Below are 8,043 nucleotides of genomic sequence, written 5' to 3'. Positions count from 1 at the left end.
AAGCGCGGGCCGGGGCGCGGAGCGGGGGTTTGGGTGAGGGCACGAGGCGCCACCACGACGCATTGCAGGGGTCACCCGAGGCTTCGCTCGCACCCTCATCGGGCGCGATGCGTCGCCTTCCCCCTCGAACAGACCAATATCGCGGCCGGAGAAGGCAGCCAAGCTGCTTTTCCGGTCACCGCGCGCCTATCAGCGCTCCAGCTGCAGCAACACATCCCGCGCAATCGCCGCAGCCTGCTCGCGCAACTCCGGCACTGCCAGGCTTTCCCACAAGGTCCCGATGCGCAGGCTGCCGATCACCCGTAGTTGCGGATTGGCAAGCCCGTCGGCATCGATCAGGCTGCCATCGGCAGCGGTGTCCACACCGATCCCGTGCGGGCCGGCCACTGCGATGCCTTGCCCCAGCAGTTGCTGCAGCAGCGGGTTGCGCATCGCCTGCACGCGCATTTCCACACCGGTGGCATTGACCAGCGTCTGCACATCCAGCTGCAAGGCATGTCCGGCACTGGCCGCCCCGGCGCTCACGCGTAAGCAAGCGCCCACCTCGAAGGCCACATCCAGCCGCGCGCGATGCACCTGCAGCTGTCCGCGCGCCTGCATCGCTTGCAGCTGCGCATGCACCGGTGCGGCGATGCGATGCCGATGCACGTCCCAATAGCGCACCACATGCCGCAGGAAACGGCGCTGATCGGCAACCGACAGGGTCTGCCACAGCGCCTGGCTCAACGGCCGGATGCGCTCCATCACGCTCTGCCACGGCAGGCCCTGCGCGGCGGCGGTGCGCGCGTGCTGGCGCAGTGTGCGCATGCGCGCGCGTAGCGGCATTACCAATAGTGGTTGCGGATCGAATGCCGCCACGCCGCCGTGTGCCTGCGGCAAGGGCAGCAGCCCATGCCGAGACACCACATGCACGGCCGCACGATGCGCCTGCGCCGCCAGCGTCACCACCGTATCGGCCATGCTCAGCCCAGAGCCGACGATGCAGATCGCCGCGTCTTGCGGCAAGGCCGCAACAGCCTCGCTATCCCAAGCTTCAACACGCTGCGCGCGCGACAACCCGGCTGCACCGCGCAGCGGCAGCGGTCGTAACGCATTGCCCACTGCCAGCACCACTGTGGTGGCCTGCAGCACCTGCCCGTCGTCCAGCTGCAGCAGCGCGCTGCCGGCAGCGGGTTGCAGGGTCTGCATGCGAGCGGCATGAACGCGCAGCGTTGCCGGGCTGCGCGCACGCGCCGCCTGCAAGCGCTCGCGCAAATACGGCGCGTAATGCCGGCGCCCCACGAACCGCTGTGGCAGCTGCGCATCGTCCAGTTCGGGGCAACAGGCGTTCGCCCGCAGGTAATCGACAAAGTCGTGGGGCAGCTCCGGCAGCGCACTCATCCGCGCAGCCGGCACATTGAGCAGGTGTTCGGCACGCGTCGTGGAATACGCCACGCCTTCGCCAAGCACCGCATGCGGCTCGATGATGACGATCTGCAATGGCGCCACAGCCTGACGCAGCAGCTGCAGCGCGACCAGCACACCGGACGCGCCACCACCGACGATGGCGATCACTGCATCGCCGGGATCACGCGGTTCATTCATGGCGGCATTGTAGGCGATGCATCGCACCACCCACCGCCGTTCGTTGCAGGACTGACATGCCGCTGCGGCGCAGGCGCGGCGCGTGTCACCGCGTCCCACACGGCCAGCACCCGAAGCGCTTACGATTGGCCGCTCAGCATCGGCGTGCGCCCTGGGAGGCCTGCAACATGTCCATCGCGTTGGTCCGGCTCATCCTCTACGTGCACGATGTCGCGGCGGTCAAGGCGTTCTACCAAACGTCTTTCGCGCTCTCCGTTATCGAGGAGATCGCCGACGAGTGGGTGGTGCTGGCAGCCGGCGGCATCGAGCTGGCGCTGCACCGGGTGGGCGAAGCCTACCGACAGCAGCCGTCGGCGCGTGCACCCGGTAGCGTAGCGAATGCGACAAACACCACCACCAAGCTGGTATTCGCCATCACCACCGACCTGCCCGCGCATCGGCAACGACTGCAACACGCAGGCGTACACGTGGGCGAACTCAAACGCTATACCGGGTTTGCGTACCAGATGTACGACGGCCGCGACCCGGAAGGCAACGTCTTCCAGGTCATGCGCCTGGACTGATGCAAGCGTCTTACATCAACGCATCGGCCAACCGCGCAATACCCTCGCGGCTGCGACGCCAGGCCGGACGGCGGCGCCACTGTTCCAGCTTCAGCTGGCGTGCATTGGCCAGATAGTCCTGTTCGATCTCGCGCAGCCGCTGCACCACGCCGGTGTCGTAGCAGAGCATGCCGATCTCGGCGTTGAGTGCAAACGAGCGGATGTCCAGATTGATCGAGCCGACCAGCGCGATGTCCTCATCCATACTCAGGTGCTTGGCATGCAAAAAGTGCGGGCGATACAGCGCAATCTTTACCCCGCAACGCAGCAGCTCTTCGAAATAGGCTTCCTGCGCCCACGCGGCCAGGCGTTGATTGTTGCTCTCCGACAAAATCAACTGCACATCCACGCCCGAGACGCCGGCAATGCGCAACGCGCTCAGCAAGGCCTCGTCGGGCACAAAATACGGCGTCACCAGCACCACCTTGCGCCGTGCCAGATGGATCATCGCATTGATCGCATCGCGTGCATTTTCGAACGGATATGCCGGTCCACTGGGCAGCAATTGCGTGGCGATATTGGCCTCGCACACCGGCGCGTCCGGCCAGACATCCAGGCGCTCGCCGGTTTCGGTGAACCAATCGCTGGCAAATACGGCTTCCAGATGATTGACCACCGGGCCGCGTACGCGCGCCACCAATTCGCGATTGGGCACGCCATCGATGAAGCCGGCCTCGGCCAGATTCTGCGAACCGACAAACGCCACACGGTTGTCGAGCACCGCAATCTTGCGATGGTTGCGCAGATCCATGCGACCGCTGCGACGCCAGCGCAGGCCGCCCGGCAATACCGCCAGCACCTGCACGCCGCCGTCCTGCAGGCGCTTGCGGTAGCGGCGCAGGCCGCGTTTGGCGCCCACCGCATCCAGCAGCACGCGGCAGCGCACGCCACGCGCACTGGCGCGTTCCAGCGCCACCACCACGGCCTCACCCACCGCATCGTCGAACATCAGGTAATACAGCAGGTGCACGCGTTTGTCGGCGGCGTCGATCGCCGCGATCAGGGCCTGCAACGACTGCGCATAGTCGTCGAGCAATTCCACCGCGTTGCCCAGCGTCGGCATGAAATCACCTTCGCGCTCGATCAGTGGCACCACTTCGGCACTGCTGGTGTCTGCCTGCGGGGTCCAGCGCAAGGCGTGCAACGGCAGTTGCTGCTCGCGAATCACCTGCGAGGCAGTGGCTTGCCGCTCCACCCGCAGCCGCGACAACCACGGATGGCCGAACAGCAAGTACAGCGGCAGGCCAACCACTGGCACAAAGCCGATCAGCAATAGCCAGCTACGCGCCGCACCAGGCGTGGTGCGGGCGGGAATCCATAGCAGCGCGACCAGGCGGATCGTCCAGTCCAGCGCCAGCAGCCAAGTGCCTGTCACCCAGTCGGGCAGCATCAGTAATCCGTTTTCATCGGGAACCCGATTCTGACTTGGCCGCGCGCAAACGCAACGACGTCGGTGCCGGCGTGCAATAGCGAAACGGCCCGCCGTGCGCATCGGCCGGCTGCACGCGGTCGGCGCAGACCTCTCGCAACGTCTGCACGAACGCCGACTGCGCGCGGGTGGGATACCAATCGCTGCGTGTGGTCATGCCGATTTGCCGGCGCAGCTGCGGCCCGGCGCTGCCGATCTCGTCGAGCAGTCCAGCGAGCCGCTCGAACAAAAACTGATCGCGCGACATCAAGGTGAGCCAGTCGTCTTCCAGCAGCAAGCCACGCACGGTCAACTCGGCGCCGCATTCGATCCGCAGCGGCGGCGGCTCCAGCTGGTGGTCGCGGAACAGTTGTTCCCAGCGCGCGCGCACCGGGGTGCCGGCAGCGGCGATCACCCAGGGGTAGTCGAGCAATTGCGCAAACGCGTAGGCCTGCCCGGCCAAGGGATGGCCGCTGCGCGCCACGATCACCGGTTCGTCGTCGAACAGCGGCTCCTGCAGCACGTCGCGCACCGGTAACGGGTCGCGCAGCGCACCGATCAACAGATCCAGCCCGCCGTCGCGCAGATGCGCCAGCAACTCGTCATACGGGCCCTCCACCACCTGAACGCTGGCGCCGGGATGCGCACGCGCAAACCGCGCCAATACCTGCGGCAACAGGATCGCGCGCGCCAGCGGCATCACCCCCAGGGTGAGGCGGCCGGCGTGCTGCGAGCGCAAGGTGGCGACATCGTCCAGCCCGGCGCGCAACTCAGCCAGCGCCAGCCGCACCTGCCGCAACAGCCGCACCGCCACCGGTGTGGGCTGCATGGTCTTGCCGCGGCGCACCGTCAGCGGCACTTCGATCACATCGGCCAGCGATTGCACCGCGCGGTAGATCGCCGGCTGCGAGACACCGGCGCGCACCGCTGCCAGCGAATAACTGCCCGCCACATCCACCGCGACCAAGGCCTGCAACTGGCCCAGCGACACGCGCCGTTCCAGGCCGGGGCGCACCGGCAGCCGCAGCGCACGCCGGGCTATCCCGATGCCCCGGCCCAGATGCGCCAGCACCCGCTCGATACGCGGCACCAGCAGCCGGGTGGCCTCGGTGGCCAGCATGCCGCCCGGGTGCCGGTCGAACAGGCGCACCCCCAGTTGCTGCTCCAGACGCGCCACTGCCTGGGTCAACGCCGGCTGCGACAGGTTCACCCGCGGCGCAGCCGCGCTGATGCTTCCGGCCTGGTGCACCACGGCCAGCGCATAGAGGTGACGCAGATTGGGGTCGGGACTCGGCTGCATGCTCTAACTATAAGCAAAACCAATATGCATACCTCAAATGAATCTTGAGCCAGCTGGCTCTGCCCAGCCAGACTCGGCGCACCCTTAACGAGGATGGATGGATGAGCCAGGTCGTCACCCGGATCGAGCGCACGCCGTTGGCCATCGTCGACGGGTTGGCGCAGGCCGGCGTGGCGACCGTGCACGAAGCGCAGGGACGCAGTGGCCTGCTGCACCATCGGCTACGCCCCATCTACGCCGGCTGCCGCATCGCCGGCACCGCGGTCACCGTGTCGGTTCCGCCTGGCGACAACTGGATGATGCATGTGGCCATCGAGCAACTGCACGCCGGCGATCTGCTGGTGGTCGCACCGACCAGCGACTGTTGCGATGGCTACTTCGGCGATCTGCTCGCCACCTCGGCGCAAGCGCGCGGTTGCCGCGGGTTGATCATCGATGCTGGCGTACGCGATGTGCGCGATCTCACCGCCATGCAGTTCCCGGCCTGGAGCCGCGCCATCTGCGCGCAGGGCACCATCAAGGAGACGCTTGGCTCGGTCAACGTGCCGCTGGTGTGCGCCGGGCAACTGATCCAGCCCGGCGATGTGGTGGTGGCCGACGACGATGGCGTTTGCGTGGTGCCGCGCGCCACCGCCGCCGATGTGCTGAGCGAAGCGCAGGCGCGCGAGGCACGCGAGCTAATCAAGCGCGAGCGTCTGGCAAACGGCGAACTGGGCCTGGACATCTATGCAATGCGCGAACGCCTGGCGGCCAAAGGCCTTCGCTATGTCTGAGCGCGTGCGCGCGATGTGGATGCGCGGCGGCACCTCCAAGGGCGGCTTTTTCCTGGCCGAGGATCTGCCCGCCGACACCGCCGCGCGCGATGCGTTCCTGCTGCGCGCTTACGGCTCGCCAGATCTGCGCCAGATCGACGGCATGGGTGGCGCCGACCCGCTGACCTCCAAAGTCGCCGTGGTGTCGCGCTCCACGCGTGCCGATGCCGATGTGGACTATCTGTTCCTGCAGGTCGCAGTGGAACAGGCGCAGGTCAGCGATGCCCAGAACTGCGGCAACATGCTGGCCGGCGTGGCCCCGTTCGCGCTGGAGCGCGGCCTGCTGCCCACGCGCAACGGCCAGACCGAGGTGCGCATCTTCATGCGCAACACCGGCACCCTGGCTACCGCCACCGTGCAAACACCCGATGGCCAGGTGCGGTATGACGGCGACGCCCGGATCGATGGTGTGCCCGGCACGGCCGCGCCGATCGCGCTGGCATTTGCCGATATCGCCGGCTCCTCGTGCGGGGCACTGCTGCCCAGCGGGCACGCGGTGGACACGCTCGACGGCCTGCAGGTCACCCTGATCGACAATGGCATGCCGTGCGTGGTGCTGCGCGCCAGCGATGTCGGCATCAGCGGTTACGAAGACCGCGCCACGCTCGATGCCAATGCTGCGCTCAAGGCGCGCCTGGAAACGCTGCGTCTGCTCGCCGGCCCGTTGATGCAACTGGGCGATGTGCGCGAGGCCACGGTGCCGAAGATGATGCTGGTCGCTGCACCGCGCGCCGACGGTGCGATCAGCGTGCGCTCGTTCATCCCGCACCGCTGCCATGCCTCCATCGGCGTACTGGGCGCAGTCACCGTCGCCACTGCCTGCCTGTTATCCGGCTCGCCCACACATGCGCTGGCACGGTTGCCCGGTGGGCGCACCCAGCAGTTGGATGTCGAACACCCCAGCGGTACCAGTGGCTGCGTGATCGATCTCGATGCACAGGGCGCCGTGATGCGTGCCGCAGTGGTGCGCACGGCACGCAAATTGTTCGATGGTGAACTGTATGGCTGAATATTCCGATGCATCGCTGACCTGCAGCGACCGCTACCAACGGGCCCCCTCTCTACGTGTGCCACGCCATGCGGCCGTCGAAACGCAGTGCACGGCGACCCATGCATGTCTGCACACGGGAACCACGACGTACGTCGGGACCTGCAGGTTCCGTGCACCCGACCGATCCACGGTGCGCATCGGCAGCCGCCTGTTCGCCACTTCCGCTGCAATCCACAGACCCACTCCATGATCATCGACTGCCACGGCCACTACACCACTGCGCCCGCCGCGCACGATGCGTTCCGCAAGGCGCAGATCGCGCATTACGACGATGCGCACGCGCCTGCGCCGGTGTATCCGCACATCTCCGACGACGCGCTGCGCGAAAGCATCGAGCTGCATCAATTGCGCCTGCTCCGCGAGCGTGGCGCAGACATGACCATTTTTTCGCCACGTGCCAGCACCATGGCGCATCACATCGGCGATGAAACGGTGAGCCAGGTGTGGACGCGGCACTGCAACGATCTGATCGCACGCGTGGTGCAGCTGTATCCGCAGACCTTTATCGGCGTGTGTCAGCTGCCGCAGTCACCCGGCGTTTCGATCAAGCACTCGATCGCCGAACTGGAACGCTGCGTCAACGACCTCGGATTCGTCGGCTGCAACCTCAATCCCGACCCATCCGGTGGACACTGGAATGGCGCCCCGCTAACCGACCGCGCCTGGTACCCCTTTTTCGAAAAGATGGTCGAACTCGATGTCCCGGCAATGGTGCATGTGTCGGGCAGCTGCAACGCCAATTTCCATGCCACTGGCGCGCATTATCTCAATGCCGACACCACTGCCTTCATGCAATTTCTTGAAGGCGATCTGTTCGCTGATTTTCCGGACCTGCGCTTCATCATTCCGCACGGCGGCGGCGCGGTGCCGTATCACTGGGGCCGTTTCCGCGGCCTGGCCGAGATGCTGAGCAAACCTGCGCTGTCCACGCACGTGATGCGCAATGTGTTCTTCGACACCTGCGTGTATCACCAACCCGGTATCGACCTGCTGTTCGAGGTGATCGACATCGACAACATCCTGTTCGGCTCGGAGATGGTCGGCGCAGTGCGCGGCATCGACCCGCAGACGGGCCACTACTTCGACGACACCAAACGCTACATCGATGCGTTGACGATTTCCGATGCCGACAAGCGCAAGGTGTTCGAAGGCAATGCGCGGCGGGTGTATCCCAGGTTAGACGCACAACTGCGGGCGCGTGGGCTGTGATGGCAGTTCCTTCTCCCGCCGGGACATTGTCCCGCTTCATCGGGGACAAGGTGACGCGCAGCGCCGGATGAGGGTGC

7 protein-coding genes are annotated in these 8,043 nt (G+C 66.3%); 4 read left to right on the top strand and 3 right to left on the bottom strand.

Annotated elements, in window-relative coordinates:
• Positions 1 to 189 precede the first annotated feature (189 nt).
• Positions 190 to 1,584: an FAD/NAD(P)-binding protein gene (locus tag XpruCFBP8353_RS22740; RefSeq protein WP_101365231.1), complete on the bottom strand. Its 1,395-nt coding sequence runs from the start codon at positions 1,582 to 1,584 to the stop codon at positions 190 to 192.
• Positions 1,585 to 1,751: 167 nt separating this feature from the next.
• On the opposite strand from XpruCFBP8353_RS22740, the gene XpruCFBP8353_RS22735 reads away from it, so the two are divergent.
• A complete protein-coding gene (locus XpruCFBP8353_RS22735; protein ID WP_101365230.1) occupies positions 1,752 to 2,147 on the top strand; it encodes a VOC family protein in 396 nt (131 codons plus the stop codon).
• Positions 2,148 to 2,157: 10 nt separating this feature from the next.
• Here the strand turns inward: XpruCFBP8353_RS22735 and cls are convergent, their stop codons facing one another.
• On the bottom strand, positions 2,158 to 3,576 hold the full coding sequence (gene cls / locus XpruCFBP8353_RS22730) for a cardiolipin synthase (RefSeq protein ID WP_101365229.1): 1,419 nt from the start codon (positions 3,574 to 3,576) through the stop codon (positions 2,158 to 2,160).
• A gap of 13 nt (positions 3,577 to 3,589) precedes the next feature.
• Positions 3,590 to 4,894 carry a LysR substrate-binding domain-containing protein gene (locus XpruCFBP8353_RS22725; protein WP_101365228.1) on the bottom strand — a complete coding sequence of 435 codons (1,305 nt, stop codon included), beginning with the start codon at positions 4,892 to 4,894 and terminating at the stop codon, positions 3,590 to 3,592.
• A gap of 101 nt (positions 4,895 to 4,995) precedes the next feature.
• On the opposite strand from XpruCFBP8353_RS22725, the gene XpruCFBP8353_RS22720 reads away from it, so the two are divergent.
• From XpruCFBP8353_RS22720 to XpruCFBP8353_RS22705, 3 genes are all read left to right on the top strand, one after another.
• A complete protein-coding gene (locus XpruCFBP8353_RS22720) occupies positions 4,996 to 5,667 on the top strand; it encodes a 4-carboxy-4-hydroxy-2-oxoadipate aldolase/oxaloacetate decarboxylase (RefSeq protein WP_101365227.1) in 672 nt (223 codons plus the stop codon).
• Entirely contained in the window at positions 5,660 to 6,715 is a 1,056-nt protein-coding gene (locus XpruCFBP8353_RS22715) for a 4-oxalomesaconate tautomerase (RefSeq protein ID WP_101365226.1), read from the top strand. Before XpruCFBP8353_RS22720 ends, XpruCFBP8353_RS22715 begins: the two co-directional genes overlap by 8 nt.
• A 228-nt stretch (positions 6,716 to 6,943) precedes the next feature.
• Positions 6,944 to 7,966, top strand: coding sequence for an amidohydrolase family protein (locus XpruCFBP8353_RS22705; protein ID WP_101365225.1), 1,023 nt, complete (start codon positions 6,944 to 6,946; stop codon positions 7,964 to 7,966).
• Positions 7,967 to 8,043: the final 77 nt, after the last annotated feature.

Source organism: Xanthomonas prunicola, assembly GCF_002846205.1.
GTDB classification, from domain to species: Bacteria; Pseudomonadota; Gammaproteobacteria; order Xanthomonadales; family Xanthomonadaceae; genus Xanthomonas; species Xanthomonas prunicola.
Note: the sequence above shows the minus strand (reverse complement) of the source record. Positions and strands in the feature narration are given on the sequence as shown.

What these genes read in the sequence shown, in the direction of transcription:
- XpruCFBP8353_RS22740 (WP_101365231.1), bottom strand. Translation starts at nt 1,584, where the DNA reads ATGAATGAACCGCGTGATCCCGGCGATGCAGTGATCGCCATCGTCGGT.
- XpruCFBP8353_RS22735 (WP_101365230.1), top strand. Translation starts at nt 1,752, where the DNA reads ATGTCCATCGCGTTGGTCCGGCTCATCCTCTACGTGCACGATGTCGCG.
- cls (WP_101365229.1), bottom strand. Translation starts at nt 3,576, where the DNA reads ATGCTGCCCGACTGGGTGACAGGCACTTGGCTGCTGGCGCTGGACTGG.
- XpruCFBP8353_RS22725 (WP_101365228.1), bottom strand. Translation starts at nt 4,894, where the DNA reads ATGCAGCCGAGTCCCGACCCCAATCTGCGTCACCTCTATGCGCTGGCC.
- XpruCFBP8353_RS22720 (WP_101365227.1), top strand. Translation starts at nt 4,996, where the DNA reads ATGAGCCAGGTCGTCACCCGGATCGAGCGCACGCCGTTGGCCATCGTC.
- XpruCFBP8353_RS22715 (WP_101365226.1), top strand. Translation starts at nt 5,660, where the DNA reads ATGTCTGAGCGCGTGCGCGCGATGTGGATGCGCGGCGGCACCTCCAAG.
- XpruCFBP8353_RS22705 (WP_101365225.1), top strand. Translation starts at nt 6,944, where the DNA reads ATGATCATCGACTGCCACGGCCACTACACCACTGCGCCCGCCGCGCAC.